Source organism: Pseudoglutamicibacter albus, assembly GCF_022346425.1.
Lineage (GTDB): Bacteria > Actinomycetota > Actinomycetes > Actinomycetales > Micrococcaceae > Pseudoglutamicibacter > Pseudoglutamicibacter albus.
On the sequence record NZ_JAKRCW010000015.1, the window covers coordinates 23,739 to 40,833 of the forward strand.

General features: G+C 59.5%; 13 protein-coding genes. 10 read left to right on the forward strand and 3 right to left on the reverse strand.

From position 1 onward, the window contains the following. Window positions 1-79 precede the first annotated feature (79 nt). Complete coding sequence (locus MHJ63_RS08825) at window positions 80-1,057, reverse strand: potassium channel beta subunit family protein (RefSeq protein ID WP_232219256.1); 978 nt, start codon at window positions 1,055-1,057, stop codon at window positions 80-82. A gap of 511 nt (window positions 1,058-1,568) precedes the next feature. Between MHJ63_RS08825 and MHJ63_RS08830 the strand changes: the two genes are divergently transcribed. From MHJ63_RS08830 to MHJ63_RS08855, 6 genes are all read left to right on the forward strand, one after another. Continuing rightward, window positions 1,569-3,965: a hypothetical protein gene (locus tag MHJ63_RS08830; RefSeq protein WP_239447208.1), complete on the forward strand. Its 2,397-nt coding sequence runs from the start codon at window positions 1,569-1,571 to the stop codon at window positions 3,963-3,965. 39 nt (window positions 3,966-4,004) lie between these two features. Beyond that, a complete protein-coding gene (locus MHJ63_RS08835; RefSeq protein ID WP_239447209.1) occupies window positions 4,005-4,910 on the forward strand; it encodes an alpha/beta fold hydrolase in 906 nt (301 codons plus the stop codon). Between the two features lie 243 nt (window positions 4,911-5,153). Further along, window positions 5,154-6,986, forward strand: a complete 1,833-nt coding sequence (locus tag MHJ63_RS08840; protein ID WP_239447210.1) for an ABC transporter family substrate-binding protein — start codon at window positions 5,154-5,156, stop codon at window positions 6,984-6,986. A gap of 196 nt (window positions 6,987-7,182) precedes the next feature. Continuing rightward, on the forward strand, window positions 7,183-8,715 hold the full coding sequence (locus MHJ63_RS08845; protein WP_239447211.1) for an ABC transporter permease: 1,533 nt from the start codon (window positions 7,183-7,185) through the stop codon (window positions 8,713-8,715). Between the two features lie 80 nt (window positions 8,716-8,795). Next, window positions 8,796-10,004 (forward strand): ABC transporter permease, encoded by a 1,209-nt coding sequence (locus MHJ63_RS08850; RefSeq protein WP_052048348.1) that lies wholly within the window; start codon window positions 8,796-8,798, stop codon window positions 10,002-10,004. Continuing rightward, window positions 10,001-11,830, forward strand: coding sequence for an ABC transporter ATP-binding protein (locus tag MHJ63_RS08855; RefSeq protein ID WP_420876150.1), 1,830 nt, complete (start codon window positions 10,001-10,003; stop codon window positions 11,828-11,830). The genes MHJ63_RS08850 and MHJ63_RS08855 overlap by 4 nt, the downstream gene beginning before the upstream one ends. A gap of 92 nt (window positions 11,831-11,922) precedes the next feature. On the opposite strand, the gene MHJ63_RS08860 is transcribed toward MHJ63_RS08855, so the two are convergent. Further along, the gene (locus MHJ63_RS08860) at window positions 11,923-12,555 is read right to left on the reverse strand and encodes a hypothetical protein (protein WP_239447212.1); all 633 of its coding nucleotides are present in this window, start codon (window positions 12,553-12,555) and stop codon (window positions 11,923-11,925) included. A 124-nt stretch (window positions 12,556-12,679) separates the two neighbouring features. Between MHJ63_RS08860 and typA the strand changes: the two genes are divergently transcribed. Then, on the forward strand, window positions 12,680-14,578 hold the full coding sequence (typA, locus tag MHJ63_RS08865; RefSeq protein WP_035755457.1) for a translational GTPase TypA: 1,899 nt from the start codon (window positions 12,680-12,682) through the stop codon (window positions 14,576-14,578). Between the two features lie 43 nt (window positions 14,579-14,621). Further along, complete coding sequence (locus MHJ63_RS08870) at window positions 14,622-15,077, forward strand: hypothetical protein (protein ID WP_239447213.1); 456 nt, start codon at window positions 14,622-14,624, stop codon at window positions 15,075-15,077. On the opposite strand, the gene MHJ63_RS08875 is transcribed toward MHJ63_RS08870, so the two are convergent. Next, the gene (locus MHJ63_RS08875) at window positions 15,022-15,369 is read right to left on the reverse strand and encodes a hypothetical protein (protein ID WP_239447214.1); all 348 of its coding nucleotides are present in this window, start codon (window positions 15,367-15,369) and stop codon (window positions 15,022-15,024) included. The two genes, MHJ63_RS08870 and MHJ63_RS08875, sit on opposite strands and share 56 nt — an antisense overlap. A gap of 212 nt (window positions 15,370-15,581) precedes the next feature. Between MHJ63_RS08875 and MHJ63_RS08880 the strand changes: the two genes are divergently transcribed. Together MHJ63_RS08880 and fdxA are read left to right on the forward strand one after the other, a co-directional pair. Further along, window positions 15,582-16,655, forward strand: coding sequence for a DUF2332 domain-containing protein (locus MHJ63_RS08880; protein WP_239447215.1), 1,074 nt, complete (start codon window positions 15,582-15,584; stop codon window positions 16,653-16,655). 108 nt (window positions 16,656-16,763) lie between these two features. After that, window positions 16,764-17,087: a ferredoxin gene (gene fdxA, locus MHJ63_RS08885; RefSeq protein WP_035755451.1), complete on the forward strand. Its 324-nt coding sequence runs from the start codon at window positions 16,764-16,766 to the stop codon at window positions 17,085-17,087. The last annotated feature ends 8 nt before the right edge of the window (window positions 17,088-17,095 follow it).

Here is a 17,095-nt window from a genome sequence, read left to right on the forward strand (position 1 = left end):
TGTTGACATCATTTTCTTATGAAAATGTGATTCACCCTACAGGAGTTGGGCAGGGTTTGCGAGTTACCGGACAACGCGGCTAGGCGAAAATCTGGTCCAATTCCGCTTTAGCTTCCTCGGTGAGGGCGGCTTTCGCATCGAGCGCTCCGAGGTTTTCGTTGAGCTGAGCAAGCGAGGTTGCGCCGGTGATGACGGTGGAGACGTTCGGGTTCTTCAAAAGCCATGCCAGCGAGAGCTGAGCGGGAGTCACATCGAGCTGCGCGGCCATTTCAACGAGCTTGCGGACCCGATCCTTCTGTGTCTCATCTGCGATAGCGGATTCGAGGATCTTCCCGTACCGGCCAGCGGCGCGGGAGCCTTCCGGGATGTCGTTTAGGTATTTACCGGTTAGGATGCCGCCAGCCAACGGTGACCACGTGGTCAGGCCCAGGCCAATGTCCTTATATAGGCGCGCGTATTCTTTCTCGACCTTGGTGCGTTCCAAGAGGTTGTACTGCGGCTGCTCCATGTAGGGCTTATGCAGATGGTGGCGTTCAGCGATCTCGTAGGCCGCGCGAATCTCATCGGCTGACCATTCCGATGTGCCCCAATACAGTGCCTTGCCGCTAGCGACGATGTCGCTCATCGCCCACACGGTTTCCTCAATCGTGGTTTCCGGGTCGGGGCGGTGGCAATAGATGAGGTCCACGAAATCCAGGCCTAGGCGTTCAAGTGAGCCGTCGATACCCTGCATGAGGTACTTGCGGTTCAGGGTGTTGGTCAGATTGACCTTGCCGTCTGAGATTCCCCAGAACAGTTTGGTGGAGATGATGTACTCGGAGCGCCTCCAGCCAAGCTCTTCGATGGCCTGCCCCATGATCTCTTCGGATTTTCCGCCCGCATACACTTCAGCGTTATCGAAGAAGTTCACGCCGGCATCGGCGGCTGCCTGCATGCATTCCTTAGCAAGCCCGGTGTCGATGGTGTCTCCGAAAGTGACCCAGGATCCGAAGGAAAGCTCGGAAACTTTGAGGCCTGCGCGTCCAAGGCGGTTGTATTCCATACTGTTCTCGCTCATGTTTTAAGCCTACTCTTAGCAGAGAAAATATATGCCCCCACAGATTCCGCTATAGAACTACTGTATGGCCGTATATGTACGTAAATGCATAGTAAACATACGCCCCTACGGGATGATGTCTCATTTACATTCGATCTGTGGGGTAATGGTGGCTAATTATGCGGATATGCGAATAACTCAGTGTGGTGACGAATTATTTTTGACCCCATAGACGCGGTACAATAGAAGCAGACCTGGTGTTACTTCACAGTTCGAGTTCAGGCGCCGCTACGCAATCTTGTAGAGAAATGAACGAAGCGCGCCTGAAGAACCTGACTACCAAGCGAAACTCTGTGTGAGCTCTGTGTGGTTCGTGGTGCTCGAAACCGCGAGGGTTCATGACTGGCAGAGGATCTATGTGTGACACTAGTCTGCGCACCAATGACTGAGGCGAGGAGGTAAGGGTATGCGTGAAAGTCATCCGTTGTTGCCCCTAGGACCTTGCTCGCATTCGAGCCAGGAAGAACTCCGCGTGCAAACGCCTGGAGCTAAATCACAGCGCGAGGCGAAGGCGGCTGGCCGCATCAAGCGGTTCACCGTTGGGTCCGCAGCTTTTGCTTTGGCTGCCGGCATGGCTTTTGCTCCGGCTATCGGCTCCGAATCGGCACATGCTGCTCCTGGAATGGGTGCAGATAGGGCAGGTATCGCTCCTGCTTATCAGTCTGCAGCTAAGGCAGCGGTCAAGCCGATGCTGACCCCCATCCCACTTGACGGGTTGGATGAAAACTCCGCCTACATTGCTCAGTTGTTTAATAACGCAGACTGGTCTGAGCAGGTGGCTTCCATGCCAACCGGGTGGGTTCAGTTGCGCAGGTTTGATAAGCGTGTGCAAGGAACCTTCAGGGGCGTTGTGACTCAACCGGCTTCAGGGGATGTCTCTGAACAGGACGCGGCACCTGCTGCCGGCGTCACGGTGGTTGGCGCGTATGTCAATGACTGGGTTGCTAAGGGCATGGACCGTTTCATGTTGCGCAACCCTGGTGTTGGGCGCGAGGCCGCGCTAGCTGAGCAGGTGCGTCTGCTCAAGCAGTATGAAGAGATCACGGGCAAATCTGGCCTCGCTGAAACCAAGATGACCTGGACTGACGACCAGGGGCAATACGTTCTGGCATTCAACGGAACGTTTAATAAGAAGCCGTCCGAAGACAAACTTATCGGTGAGATCGCAGAGAGCGCCCATGACGGCTGCTTCACGAGCGCGCTGGGTAACTCCATCTGCAAGGTCAAAGAGCGCCGCAAGCACGTCAACTTCAAGTACTCGATGGTTTTTGTTGGGCAGGCAGAGAACACCAATTTGACGTGGTCTAGCCCAGCACTCTTGCCGCAGTACGATCTCCCTAACCCAGGGTTGACCAACGTTGCATGGGGCGCATATGGCTCCTACACGGTAGATTTCACGCTCCCTGCTCCTGAACAGCCAGCGGAAGAACCGACCCCGGTCGCTGAACCATCTGGCGTACCTGAACCAGGTGAGGCAGCACCGGGAGAGAACGAGCCAGGCGAAGAACTCGCTCCAAGCGAGCCTGAGACGGCCGAGGAAGCACCAGGCGAGGCAGAACCATCCGAGGAAGCGCCAGACGAGGTTGCGCCTACCCCGGAGCCTACCGAGCCTGCTACGTCTGAGTCCGCTGAGCCAGCGCCATCCGAGGACGAGCCAAGCGAAGAAGCGGCTCCATCCGAGCCAGCTCCAAGCGAAGCAGACCCAACTGAGGAAGCTCCATCTGAGCCTGCACCGGGCGAGGAAGGTCCAGCTGAACCAGAACCATTCCCAGCACCAACTGACCCGTTCCCGGAAGAATCGGACGCAAACGAGCCAGTGGATGAGACGGAAATGCGGCCGATCGATCCGCCGCCGCCTTTCTCGCCAGGTGGTTTTAAGCGGCCGCCACGGCTCTCGCCGGATCTGCTGGACGTACCTGAATGGTTCAGGCCAGGACTGTTTGATCCTCCGCATTCTTCCGGCCCGTGGGGTGCCCGCCCTTCAGTGCCGCAAGGCCACCGCCCTTCGGCGCCTCTGGGCAACCGTCCAAACGTGCAGCAGGGCCACCGCCCGTCTGCGCCTCTGGGTAACCGCCCGTCCGCACCCCTGGGCCGTGTTCCGTCTGCACCACAGATTCAGATTCCGCTAGCACCAGGGTTCCCGGCCGAACCGGCTCCTATGCCTTTGCCTGAAACTGCGCCAGGCCGGCCACTGGACCCTCTGCCAGCTGTCCCATTGGCGCCACCAGTCGCTCCGGCGCCATCGGCCGCCCCGGGTCCGGCAGATGTTTCTCCTGGAGAACCGGAGGCTCCACAGCCATCGGAAGCTCCTGCACCGTCTCAGGAAGATCAAACGCCGGAGGACTCTACGGATAGCGGCGGCGGTGCAGGGGATGCACAGCCAAGTGGTGAGGCCCCTCTTCCGGGTGAACGGCCTGGCGAGCACGGCACTGACCAGGGTGCAGGAGAAGGCATCATCGTTCCAGGATCGCCTAACGATCCAGCAGGCTCCGATGTGCCAAGCATTTTCGAACCGTTCTTCCCTGGAAGCCAGGGCTGGGATGGAAGCAGCCCTGAGTCTCGTGACGGCTCCGCTGGTGATGGCGAACGCCCAGCGCCTGTTCTGGACGAACATGGCAATCCCATCGAGCCTCCGGCTGCAAGTGACTTCGGCTGGGTTGAACACCAGGGCCAGCAAAACCGCCCACAAGGACCGCTCGGTAGGGTGACCCCGCGCACCAAGGGGCAGGCCGAAGCATGGGATGCGGAAGAAGCCGTGGGTATCCCATGGGTTCACCGTGGAACCCAGACTGCAGGTGTTGTAGTAGCTGTGGTCGGTTTGGGGATGCTCGGCGGCGTAGGCCTCATGGTGATGCGCCGCGGGCTCTAACAGAGCCCGGAGAGTAGCCGCGTTAGCTAGGGTGACATTATGGCTGAGTCTGAAGCACCCGATGCGAAATTAACCGATACCAACCTGCCTGACGCTAACCTCCCGGTCCAGGTTGTGGGGGAGGGGCCCGTCCCGGTCGTATTCCTGCACGGTCTGATGGGGCGCGGTCGCAACTTCATCTCGATTGCGAGAGCTCTATCTGAGGTTGCGACTTCGTATCTGGTTGATCTGCCGAACCACGGCGTTGCCGATTGGACTGACGATTTTTCCTACGACCAGATGGCTGATTCGGTGGTCGCAACCCTCAAAACCCGCGGCGTTGACTCTGCCGTGGTTGTGGGGCACTCGATGGGCGGCAAGGTCGCCATGAAGGTCGCGTTGCGTCACGGTAGCTGCGCGGCAGACGGCGGCGAATCGGGCGGCAGGGCCTCCGCCACTGATGGCACGCCTTTTGTGCGTGCGCTCGCGGTCATCGATATATCGCCGCGCCCTGCGGACTATGAAGCCAACAAAGCACCCTTCAAACATTTGCTGGATAGCGTGCTTGATCTAGACCTTTCGCGTATTGAGAGGCGCGCTGATGCCGATGCGGTATTGGCATCAGAGGTCGAGGAGCCGGGGGTGCGGGCCTTCCTGTTGCAGAACCTTCAGCGTGATGGCAATGGATGGTCCTGGCAGCCCAACGTAGCGAGCCTGCGCAGCTGGCTGAGTAGGATCGGTGACTTCCCACTCACATCTGAGGACCTCCCGTTTGAGGGTCCCGTTGTGTGGGTTGGTGGCTCCGACTCCGGATACATCACGGATGAGGATACTGCGCTGATGCGGGGACTGTTCCCGGGCATGCGCAAGGTCATGGTCAAAGGAGCCGGACACTGGGTGCATGCGGACCGCCCTGACGTGGTTATACAGATCCTGTCACGACTCATACAGGAAGCCGCTGAGTAGAAGCGATTCCTGCCGATGAGAAGGCACAGCGGCGTATAAAAATCCATGTGGTCTTACCACAATTCGCGCGTTCAACCATCATCTGGGCGTAACCATGGAGAATCTGAAAATTTACCTTGATATTCATTTTGAAAACAGGTTGTATAGTATTGAGCACGTGATCTAGCTAACAACGATCATGAATCCTCACGGCAACCGGCGCCGCCGAGTTGTATGCACCATTTGAGAATGACAGGAGTGGACATGCGTCTGAAGCGTATCTCCATGGCAGTTGCGGCAACCGCAGCTGCATCTCTGGCACTGACCGCTTGCTCCCCGGGCGGTAGCCAGGATAAAAAGAAGGACGACAAGGGCGGCGATAGCCAGACCGTTGGCGATGCTAAGCAGTTCGAAGGCTCGGGCCGTTTTGAACTCAGCGACGTAGAGACCCAGAACAAGGAAATCAAGATCACGGTAGGTTCCATTGAATACGGTGGCTACAACGGTCTGACTCCAGATACCTACTCCACTTACACCTCCGCTGTTGCCGATACCTACATGCCAGGCTTCATGTACTACGGCACGGATGGCAAGGTCTACCAGAACAAGGACATGGGCTCCTACAAGCTCATCTCCGAGGACCCGATGAAGGTCGAATACACCATCCACGAGGATGCTGTATGGTCCGACGGCACGCCGATCACCGTAGCTGACGCAATCTCCGCATGGGGTACCCAGACCACCTTGTCCTCCCCAGACGCAGAGAAGGATGGTGACGGTAACGCCCCACCGCTGTTCGACAACGTCTCTAATGACCTCGTCGACCAGGTTCCAGACGGCCCGCAGGGCGACCCTAAGGGCAAGAAGTTCACTGTGACCTTCAAGGAACCAAACCCAGACTGGGAGCTGCAGACCTGGTTGTCCTTCCCAGCACACGTCATCGCTAAGAACGGCGGCTTGTCCAAGGAAGAGTACATCAAAGCTCTCCAGGACCAGGACGGCAAGAAGCTCGAGAAGGCTGCAGAGTTCTGGAACAAGGGCTGGAACCGCGGCGCAGGCAAGTTGCCGAAGGAAGAAGATAACGTCTCCGGTGGACCATACATCCTCGATTCCTGGCAGCAGGGCGAGTCCGTGACCGTCAAGGCCAACCCTAAGTACTGGGGCGAGAAGCCAGGCGTTGAGAAGCTCACCTTCCGCTTTATCGATGACTCCGCCATGGTTCAGGGCTTGAAGAACAAGGACCTTCAGGTCATCTCACCTCAGATCACCCCGGACATCGCCGACCAGCTCAAGGGCCTCGAAGGCTCCAACGAGGCCAAGCTCTACTCGGGTAACCAGCTCACCTGGGAGCACCTGGACTTCAACTTCCGCAAGGGCAACGTGATGGAGGACCTTGACGTCCGCAAGGCGTTCGCCATGTGTGTTCCACGTCAGGAAATCGTTGACAAGCTGGTCAAGTCCATCAACCCAGACGCGACCGTGCTCAACGCACGTGAGATCTTCAGCGATGACGAGAACTACGAGAATGTTGTCTCTGAGGCATACAAGGGCGAATACGACGAGGTCGACATCGAAGGCGCCAAGAAGCTCCTGAAGGACAAGGGCAAGGAAGGCGCAACCGTACGTATCGGTTACTCCGCACCAAACCCACGCCGTAGCCAGCAGTTCCAGCTGATCAAGAACTCCTGCGAGAAGGCCGGCTTCAAGGTCGAAGACGTCTCCTCCAAGGACTTCTTCGATCCGGGCGGCACCCTGGATACCGGTAAGTACGAGGTAGCACTCTTCGCATGGGCAGGCTCCGGCCAGAAGACCTCCGGCTGGAACATCTACCACTCGAAGGGTGCACAGAACTACGGTAAGTTCAAGAACGCCGATGTTGACGCCGCATTCGACAAGATGAAGAAGGCGACGGCTGACGACGCACACCTTGAAGCAGTCAAGGAAGCAGAGAAGGCTCTGTGGGATAACCTCTACGGCATCCCGATCTTCCAGCATCCAGGCATGCGTGCAGCTGATCCAAAGATCGCTAACATCGCGCACACTGTGACCCAGTCCGGTATTACCTGGAACGCTGACCAGTGGCAGTACGTTAAGTAAGTCACTGGCTTCTATAACTACATCGCAACGCGTTGTGCCCGACCCATAACTCAAGATGAACGCTGAGCGCACGCTCGGCACTTGAATGGCGTAACGTGTAGCCAAGGGTAAGCGGGCCCGGAGTCGGAAGACTCCGGGCCCGCTTACCGAAAAACGCTTACCGTCCACTTCGCACGAAACCGAAAGGTCTTCGACCGTGCTGACATTTATCCTCCGGCGTCTGGGTATCTCAGTCCTGATCTTGCTGCTAGCCACCTTCGTGGTCTATGCGCTGATCCAATTCTCAGGTGACCCGCTAGCAGGGATGCGCGAACTCGCATCCGACCCTAAGGTTCGCGTGGCCATGGAAGCCCGCATCAGAAACCTTCAACTCGACACCCCATGGGGTCTGCGATACCTCGACTGGCTCAAGGGTACATCGGCCTGCCTCATCGGTCAGTGTGACCTCGGCGTTGATGTCAACGGCAACGACGTTGGAGCCCGCCTCGCGGCAGCAGCTGATTCGACCCTGCGATTGGTAACCCTCTCTGTGATCCTCGCGATCGTGATCGGCGTCGGCATCGGTGTTCTGACCGCTGTGCGGCAGTACTCCGACCTCGACTACATCGTCACCTTCCTTGCTTTCGTGTTCTTCTCCCTGCCAGTGTTCTGGGCTGCTGTGTTGCTCAAGGAATACGCGGCTATCAACTACAACAACTGGATAGCGGACCCAAGCTTTTCAACCATGCAAGTGGTCCTCACAGCGCTATTAGCCGGTTTCGTGATCCAGCTCTTCATGGGAGGCGCCTGGAAACGCCGCCTGTTCAGCTTCCTCGCAACCGCGGTGATCGTCGGTGTTGCGATGGTCGCCTTCACTGCACAAGACTTCTGGCGCTACCCGTCCCTGCCACCGTGGGTCATCGCGCTCATCGTGATCGGGGTTGCTGTCTTCGCGACCTCCTCGACCGTCGGTATCAAGAACAAGGAAGGCCACCGCCACGTACTGTTGCCAGCACTCATCTGTGCAGTGCTCGTCATGGTCGTCTTCTACGCCGGATACAACATCTTCCTTGAGCCAACCGCGCTGATCCTGTTCATCGGCTTCTTGCTCGCGATCGCCGTCCCGTGGCTGCTCGGCTTCTTCCTCGGTGGGCGCCTGCGCGTCCAAGCCATCAGCGCATCGCTGGCAACCGTCGGCGTAGGTGTAGCGCTGACCATGATCTGGCACATCTTCAACGCGTGGCCAGAATTCCTGGAAGCCAAGCCACGCCCGATCTCCACGATCGGTTCCCAAACACCGAACTTCGACGGCGGCTTCTGGCTCCAAACCCTCGACCGTGGTTCGCAGATCCTGCTACCAACCATCCTGCTGACCGTAGTTTCCGTCGCCTCCTACTCGCGCTATACCCGCGCAACCATGATGGAAATCAACTCGCAGGACTACATCCGCACCGCACGCGCTAAAGGCCTCCCAGAGCGCACCGTGATCCTGCGCCACGCATTCCGAAACGCGCTCATCCCGATCGTGACGATTGTCGTGATGGACTTTGCGGCACTGATCGGTGGCGCGATCATCACCGAACAAGTCTTCGGTTGGAAGGGCATGGGTGAGCTCTTCCAGACAGGCCTGAACAACGTTGACCCCAACCCCGTCATGGCTTTCGTAGTTGTCACAGGTGGTATCGCCGTCCTGTTCAACCTGCTGGCTGACGTGATCTACGCCCTCATCGACCCGAGGATCCGAGTATGACGCCCCCGCGTACAGCACACCGCCCAGCGGATGCCCACGCACACCGTCACCACCGGACCCGCACGGAAAGGGGATAGGACATGACTCAGAACACCCCAGAAAACAAGAGCAATAAAACCATCGAAGCCTCAACGGATGAGCGCGTCTCGATCTCCGCAATCGAAGATGCCCGCCTCGCGAGCAAAGAAACCAAGTCCCTATCCCAAGGGCAGCTGGTTCTACGGCGCTTCCTGCGCCATAAACCAGCGATGATCTCCGCGGTCGTTCTCGCGTTCATCATCATCGTCTCCGTCACCTCGATCGGCATTTCCGTATTCGGAATCACGATCCCGGGCTGGTGGCGCTTCGACTACGTCGAACAAGGCGACATCATCGACGGCGGGGCACCATCGGCAACCCACTGGTTCGGGCAGGACGCCCTCGGCGTTGACTACTTCGCACTCGTGATGCGCGGAACTCAGGTTTCGCTCATCATCGCGGTTCTCGTTGGCGTTGTCTCGACCGCACTGGGAACCCTGCTCGGCGCGATCTCCGGCTACTTCCGCGGATTCATCGACGGCCTCATCATGCGTATCGCGGACATCTTCTTTGTTGTCCCTCTGCTGCTCATCGCAGCGATTGTCGGTCGCATCGCAGGCTCGGCGGTGAACTCGCCATGGTTCCTCGGTCTGCTGCTCGGCTGTGTTTCGTGGGCTGGTCTTTCGCGTCTGGTGCGTTCCCAGGTGCTCTCGCTGCGTGAACGCGAGTTCATCGACGCGGCGCGTGCGATGGGTGCCTCGACCAACCGCATCGTGATGAAGCACCTCATCCCGAACACTGTCGGCACGATCCTCGTGAACGCGACCCTAGCTATCGCTGCGGCAGTGCTGTTGGAAACCTCGCTGTCCTACCTCGGCTACGGCGTACGTCCACCACAGTCCTCGCTGGGCCTGTTAATCTCGACCTACCAGAACTCGTTCACGACCCGTCCGTGGCTGTTCTGGTGGCCGGGCCTGATGATCCTCACGATCGCTTTGACTATCAACTTCATCGGTGATGGTCTGCGTGACGCGTTCGACCCACGCCAGGGTGCAGGGCGCCGCAAGCGTTCGTTGTGGTCCTTCATCTTCCCGGGCAGCGCACACCGCCGTGGCGCATGGGAGACTGAGACCGCAACCGCAGGTACCACCAAGACTGAGAAGGACACGGCCGAAGAGGTCTCTGAAGTGCCGATTGCGCACGAGCCTGACCAAGGGACACCTACACTGGACGACGTCAAACCAGACACCCCAGAAGGAGACAAGAAGTGAGCAAGCACGCGGACCCAAACAAGCCCGTGGACAGCACTGCCGTCTCCGGAACGCCACTGAACGCTGACGCGACGGCCGCAACTGACAGCGCGGCCACGACCGACAGCACGGCACATGCAGTTGCGCCTGGTGGTGCCCGAAAGAGCCGTGACGGTGAAGTTGTGTTGTCGTTTGACAACCTCAAGGTCGACTTCATCACCAGCGAATCGCACGTCAAGGCAGTCAAGGGCGTCACCCTCGACGTACGCCGCGGCGAAGTCTTGGCTCTGGTGGGCGAATCCGGTTCCGGTAAATCCGTAACGAGCCTTTCGGCTATGGGCTTGCTCGCTGACACAGCAGAGATCCGGGGTAAAGCGCACGTTGCGGGAACCCAGGTGATCGGGTTGCCTTCCGAGAAGATGCGCCGCATGCGCGCAACCAAAGTAGCGATGGTCTTCCAGGAGCCGATGACCGCACTGAACCCGGTGCTCACGGTCGAGAAACAGCTGACTGAGGCGATGGAAGTTCACAACGTCGCATACGGTCAAGCAGCCACTGAGAAAGCTGTCGAGCTCCTCGACCGCGTAGGTATCCCGGATGCGGCTAAGCGCATCAAACAGTACCCGCACCAGTTCTCTGGTGGTCAGCGTCAGCGCATCGTGATCGCTATGGCTCTGGCGTGTGACCCTGAGGTCATTATCGCGGACGAGCCGACCACCGCACTCGACGTGACAGTTCAGGCTGAAGTCCTGGACCTTCTGCGTGAGCTCAAAGACACCCTCAATGTTGCGATTCTGCTGATCACCCACAACATGGGTGTTGTTGCGGACCTCGCAGACCGTGTCGCGGTGATGTTCATGGGCGAGCTGGTGGAACAGGGTGAGGCACGTGAGATTCTCACGAACCCGAGCCACCCGTACACTCAGCGTCTGCTGGCAGCGGTTCCGCGCCTCGAAGACGTCAACATAGACAGCTCCCACCTGGGGGATGAGATCGCGGAACTTACCGCACGTATCGAACAGGAACGTGCCAACGATGAGGTTGTGGTCTCGGTCCACGACGTCGCTGTTGAGTATAAAGTTCGCCGCGGTAAGTTCCGCGCCGTTGAAGGCGCTAACTTCAACGTCGCAAAGGGCCGCACCACGGCCCTGGTGGGGGAGTCCGGTTCCGGTAAATCTACGCTTGCTAAGGCTGTGCTCGGCCTGCTGCCGATAGCGGAAGGCGAGCTACACATCGGTGGCAAGGACCTCACCAAGCTACGCGGACGCGAAGCTAAGGAGATGCGCCGGAAGATGGGCGTGATCTTCCAGGACCCTGCCGCCTCGCTGGACCCACGGTTCCCGATCGGTGACTGCATCACCGAGCCGATGGTTGTGCACAAGGTAGGGGACAAGAAGTCACGCATCGAGCGAGCCAAAACGCTGCTGGATGCCGTGAAGCTGCCGGCCGACGTCATCAACCGGTACCCGCACGAGCTCTCAGGCGGGCAGAAGCAGCGTGTCGGTATTGCCCGTGCTCTCGCTTTGGACCCAGCCTTGCTGATCGCTGACGAGCCGACATCCGCGCTCGACGTATCGGTTCAGGCCGTGGTCCTGGAGATGCTGACCGAGCTACAGAAGGAGTACGGCTTCGCGTGCCTGTTCGTATCCCACGACCTCGCGGTTGTGGATCACCTCGCTGACGATGTCGTGGTGATGCGTGCAGGCAAGGTGGTTGAACAAGGTCCTGCCGACCTCGTGTTGCACTACCCTCGCGAGGAATACACACGCGAACTACTCGCGGCAGCGCCGGTCCCAGACCCCGACGTGCAGGCGGCACGCCGCCGTGCACGCCTGAAGCTCGGCTAAACGAGTACCCGCCGGAGCATAGTAGCCAAATAAAAGGCGGTTAAACCATGGCGCGGCCCCTCCGCGGGGCCGCGCCATTGGTCTAAGCCAGCTTAAGCGATGATCAACATCACGATGGTGGCTAGCGCAACCACCCCGAGCATGATCCACTGAAGTGAAAGCCAGGTTTTCGTGACTTCGGCGTTGACCGCATCGGCAACAAGATCACCTGCATCGACGGCTTTCAGCTGCGCATCTTTATAACGCATCACCTGCGCCGAAATACCCTTGCCGTCACGCAGCCTAGCCTCGCGATCCTTAATCTGCTTCGGATCAACGCCGTGCCGCAACAAATCAGCATCAGAGGCCTTGGCGCGCAAAGCCTTCCGCCGCTGACCCATGCCCTGGACAGGGGCAGACCACACGCGAGTCACCACACCATCGGTATCCGTGAGCTCAACAAAATACACATCCTGAGCCTCCCGCAACTGACCCCACGGGATCCTCACCACGCACGTCGCGTTATGGACCACAACCGCCTCCGGCTCCACCACAAGCCTCGGCAAAATCAACGTCCACGCAATCAACATGACCAACGCCATCGTGCCGAAAGACGTCGCAACACCCGTATAGAAAAACCCGCGCGCAAACGCATCGATCGCGGCAAAAGCGCCGAAAGCAAGCACCACAATGCCAAGAATCCAGCCAGACACGCTACGGGTCAACGTCATCGGAGAAGTGATCATAAGAATAATCGTGCCATGTATCCCGCACCTGATGTGCAACACCAGAGTAGACTTGCAAGCACGTTGACAATAGACGCTGGTTGCCGGAAGGCGGCCTACCGAACAAGCTGACAAGGAACCCCTTATGGCACGTGCCTCACGCGAGGACCTCCGCAACGTTGCGATCGTTGCACACGTTGATCACGGCAAAACCACTCTGGTTGATGCCATGCTCCGCACCACTGGAGCGTTCGCTTCACACGGCGAACAAGAAGACCGCGTGATGGACTCTGGCGAACTCGAACGTGAAAAGGGGATCACCATCCTGGCTAAGAACACCACGGTGTTCTATAACGGCCCGGCCTCGGATGGTCAGGACGTCACGATCAACGTGATCGACACCCCCGGCCACGCGGATTTCGGTGGGGAAGTAGAGCGCGGATTGTCGATGGTCGATGGCGTGGTCCTGCTCGTGGACTCCTCCGAAGGCCCGCTGCCGCAGACTCGCTTTGTGTTGCGCAAGACCCTTGAGGCACGTAAGCCGGTGATCCTGGTGGTCAACAAGACAGACCGCCCGGATGCCCGCATCGACGGCGTTGTTGCTGAAACGATGGACCTCTTGCTCGGCTTGGCCTCCGATATTTCCGAGGAGGTCCCTGACCTCGATATTGACGCGATCCTGGAGCTACCGGTCGTGTACGCGTCCGGTAAGGCCGGCCGCGCCTCGCTCGAACAGCCAGCAGACGGTGAACTTCCCAACAGCGAAGACCTCGAGCCGCTCTTCGAGACCATCATGAAGCACGTCCCGGCACCGTCCTATGAAGACGACGGCGTGCTCCAGGCGCACGTAACCAACCTTGATGCCTCCCCGTTCCTGGGACGTCTAGCACTTTTGCGCATTCACGGCGGAACCCTGAAGAAGGGGCAAAACGTCGCCTGGATCCATCAGGGCGAACAGCGTTCGGTCAAGATCACCGAACTGCTGGAGACCCGCGGGCTCGAACGCGTCCCAGCTCAAGAAGCCGGCCCGGGCGAGATCGTCGCTGTAGCCGGCATCGAAAACATCATGATCGGTGACACCATCACCGACCCTAACGATCCACGCCCGCTACCGGCGATCCACATCGACGATCCCGCGATCTCCATGACCATCGGTATCAACACCTCGCCGCTGGCAGGCCGCGTCAAAGGCGCGAAAGTCACCGCCCGCCAAGTTAAAGACCGCCTCGACCGTGAACTGATCGGTAACGTCTCGCTCAAGGTCCTACCAACCGAACGCCCAGATGCGTGGGAGGTCCAAGGCCGCGGCGAGCTCGCGCTTTCGATCCTCGTGGAGCAGATGCGCCGCGAAGGCTTCGAACTCACGGTCGGCAAACCCCAGGTTGTGACACGCGAGATCGACGGCAAGGTCCACGAACCGATGGAAGAAATCACGATCGACACCCCGGAGGACTACCTCGGCGGCGTGACACAGTTGCTTGCCGCCCGTAAGGGACGCATGCAGGAAATGACCAACCACGGCTCCGGCTGGGTCCGCATGGTTTTCACCGTGCCAGCCCGCGGGCTCATCGGCTTCCGTAGCACCTTCCTGACACTGACCCACGGCGCCGGCATCGCTAACACCATCTCCGCAGGCTACGAACCGTGGGCAGGGGACATCGAATACCGCAACACCGGCTCGATCATCTCCGACCGCGCAGGGGTCGCCACCCCGTATGCGATGATCAACCTGCAAGAACGCATGACGTTCTTCGTCCAACCAACCCAGGAAGTCTACGAAGGCATGGTTGTGGGGGAGAACTCCCGCAACGAAGACATGGAAGTCAACATCACCAAAGAGAAGAAGCAGACCAACATGCGCGCTGCTTCCGCTGACTCCTTCGAAGGCCTCACCCCGCCACGCATGCTCACGCTGGAAGAGTCCCTCGAATTCGCTGCCGAAGACGAATGTGTCGAGGTGACCCCGGAAGCGATCCGCATCCGCAAAGTGACCCTCAACTCCGCTGACCGTATGCGCGAGGCCCGCAAACGTGCAAAGAACTAACCACACGGACCGAGCATCAACCCCAACCGTGAAGGGCCCAACCGTGAAGGGACCGTCAACCATCGTGACTGTGGTCATGACGGTGCTGTTGGGGTTGATGTCCGGTATCTCCGCGGTACTGTGGCACACCCACTATTGGGCGGGCCTGGTGAACGAAACGCTCGTGGTGCTCCCGTGGGGTTCCGTGCTCTCAGCGTTCGCAGTGTTCGCCGCGAGCCTGTGGTGGGGTAGCTTCGCCGGCCGCACCTGGGTACCCGGAGCTATCGGGGCCATAGCGTTCGCGACCAACGGGGCGCTCTCGCTTTCGACAACCAACGTTGTGATCGCCCCGATCAACGAGTTCGCACGCCAAGCCGCACCCGGCGCCTACATCGCCGCACTGACCCTGTTCATCGGCGTGATCCTGGCCACCGTGCTCGCCTCGCTTGCCGTGCTGAAAATCCTCAGCCGCCGTGCGCGCGAGGCCCGCGTCTTTGAGGTGGAGGCGGAACAGGCTTAGCGTGAGTGATGCGCGAGGTCGGCACCACCACATCGCCGCGCCGCGTACGCACCACAACAACCCTGCCCGCACCAGCGGGAGCGGACGCTTGCTTGTCAGCGTCGAGGGCAGGCGCATCAGCGTGAGGGGTTTGTGCCTCTGCCGCGTCATGACGGTCGGCATCGGGCACATAGTCCTCGCCCGCCCCGATATAGACGATCTCACCCAGCGCATCCGTCAGCACGCCATCCGGCAAGTGATAGCGTGCAACAACACGCGCACCAACACCGAGGGCATCAAACAGATCAGCCATGCAGCGATCATCTCACAGCCGCGCTTTGCCTCATGCCGGTGCATCGTCGATGCGGTGCCGGTGCATCACCGGTGCCGGTGAGTCAGGACGGTGTCGGTGCGTCGGCAGGGTGCGGCTGGTGGCGCACGATGCGCGGCGGGCAGATATTCCCAAAAGAACAAATATTGCACCCGGGTGGGTTCTAGACGGCTAGGGAACTTACCCTGGTGGGCATGCATGCCACAATTGCGGAAACCTACCGCCACTTTGCTGAGGCCGAGGCTCGGGGAATCTCCGCAACTTATGACCAATGGGCGCAGGGAGTAGCCCAGGACCCTGCTGTGTTGCAGTTGATCGCCCAGCTGCCAGGTTTGAAGACCCAACCGAACCTCGTCTTCGCATCCGCCCGGCTACTCGGTGCCCCGGTAGGGGACTACGAACAGTTCCGTACCTGGCTGTTGAAGAACTGGGAACAAGTCAAGCCTGAAGTTCTGCAACGGGCAACGCAAACGAATGAGGCGAACCGATGCGCCGCGATGCTACCGATACTCTCGCGGCTCCACCGGCTGGATGCCCCAGCAACCGCGACCTCTGGAGCCAACACAGCCGCGGCCTCCGATGCGGGTTCCCGGCCCGCTGACAAGCAGGAGCCGCTCGCCCTGATCGAAGCCGGCGCGAGCGCCGGGTTGTGCCTCTACCCGGACCGCTACTCCTACGCCTACACGACCACTGCGGGGCAGACAGTCGAGCTCCACCCGGACGCTGGGCCATCCACTGTAACCCTGCCGTGCGCTATCGACGCGGACTGGGTTCCAGACCATATCCCGGAGGTTGCCTACCGTGCAGGGGCAGACCTCAACCCGCTCAACCTCGCACGCGACGAGGAGCTCGCGTGGCTGGAAACCCTCATCTGGCCAGAACACCAGGAACGCCGGCAACGGTTGCACGCCGCCGCTCAGATAGCGCTGGCCGAACCCGCCCGAATCATTGCCGGTGACCTCGTTGAAGCGATCCCGGATCTGATACGGCAAGCGCCACGCGAGGCCCGCATCGTGGTCTTCCACACCTGGGTTTTGTACTACCTCAGCCCAGACCGCCGGGAAACCTTCCGCACAGCACTGGCCGAATTCCCAAACATCACCTGGATCTCGTCGGAACCCTACGGAGTTCTGCCGTGGGTTGATCAACGCCATAAAACCCCTTTCGACCACCGCATCACCCTGGCCGTCAACGGCAAGCCTGCGGCACTGGTGGGCACCCACGGGCAAAGTTTCCAAGCATTACGCCGGGTTGACCCTTTCCTCTGAGCGCACCTTAGCGGCGGGGAAGCTTTAGGCATCAACGGCGCAGGCTACTAAACTGAGGCTCAACAGTTTCAACCGCTATCCCAGTCGTGGAAAGGTAAGGCGACCAGCGTGACCTACATCATTGCGCAGCCCTGTGTAGATTTGAAAGACAAGGCGTGCATTGACGAATGCCCAGTGGACTGCATCTATGAAGGCAACCGCATGCTCTACATCCATCCGGATGAGTGCGTTGACTGCGGCGCGTGCGAACCGGTCTGCCCCGTGGAAGCCATCTACTACGAAGACGATGTACCCGAAGAATGGGCGGAATACTACAAAGCCAACGTCGACTTCTTCGACGAGATCGGCTCCCCAGGCGGTGCGGCCCGTTCGGGTGCCTTCGATTTCGACCACCCGTTCATCGACGCGCTACCTCCGCAAAACCAAGACTGAACCGCTCA

What these genes read in the sequence shown, in the direction of transcription:
- MHJ63_RS08825 (WP_232219256.1), bottom strand. Translation starts at nt 1,057, where the DNA reads ATGAGCGAGAACAGTATGGAATACAACCGCCTTGGACGCGCAGGCCTC.
- MHJ63_RS08835 (WP_239447209.1), top strand. Translation starts at nt 4,005, where the DNA reads ATGGCTGAGTCTGAAGCACCCGATGCGAAATTAACCGATACCAACCTG.
- MHJ63_RS08840 (WP_239447210.1), top strand. Translation starts at nt 5,154, where the DNA reads ATGCGTCTGAAGCGTATCTCCATGGCAGTTGCGGCAACCGCAGCTGCA.
- MHJ63_RS08850 (WP_052048348.1), top strand. Translation starts at nt 8,796, where the DNA reads ATGACTCAGAACACCCCAGAAAACAAGAGCAATAAAACCATCGAAGCC.
- MHJ63_RS08860 (WP_239447212.1), bottom strand. Translation starts at nt 12,555, where the DNA reads ATGATCACTTCTCCGATGACGTTGACCCGTAGCGTGTCTGGCTGGATT.
- typA (WP_035755457.1), top strand. Translation starts at nt 12,680, where the DNA reads ATGGCACGTGCCTCACGCGAGGACCTCCGCAACGTTGCGATCGTTGCA.
- MHJ63_RS08875 (WP_239447214.1), bottom strand. Translation starts at nt 15,369, where the DNA reads ATGGCTGATCTGTTTGATGCCCTCGGTGTTGGTGCGCGTGTTGTTGCA.
- MHJ63_RS08880 (WP_239447215.1), top strand. Translation starts at nt 15,582, where the DNA reads ATGCATGCCACAATTGCGGAAACCTACCGCCACTTTGCTGAGGCCGAG.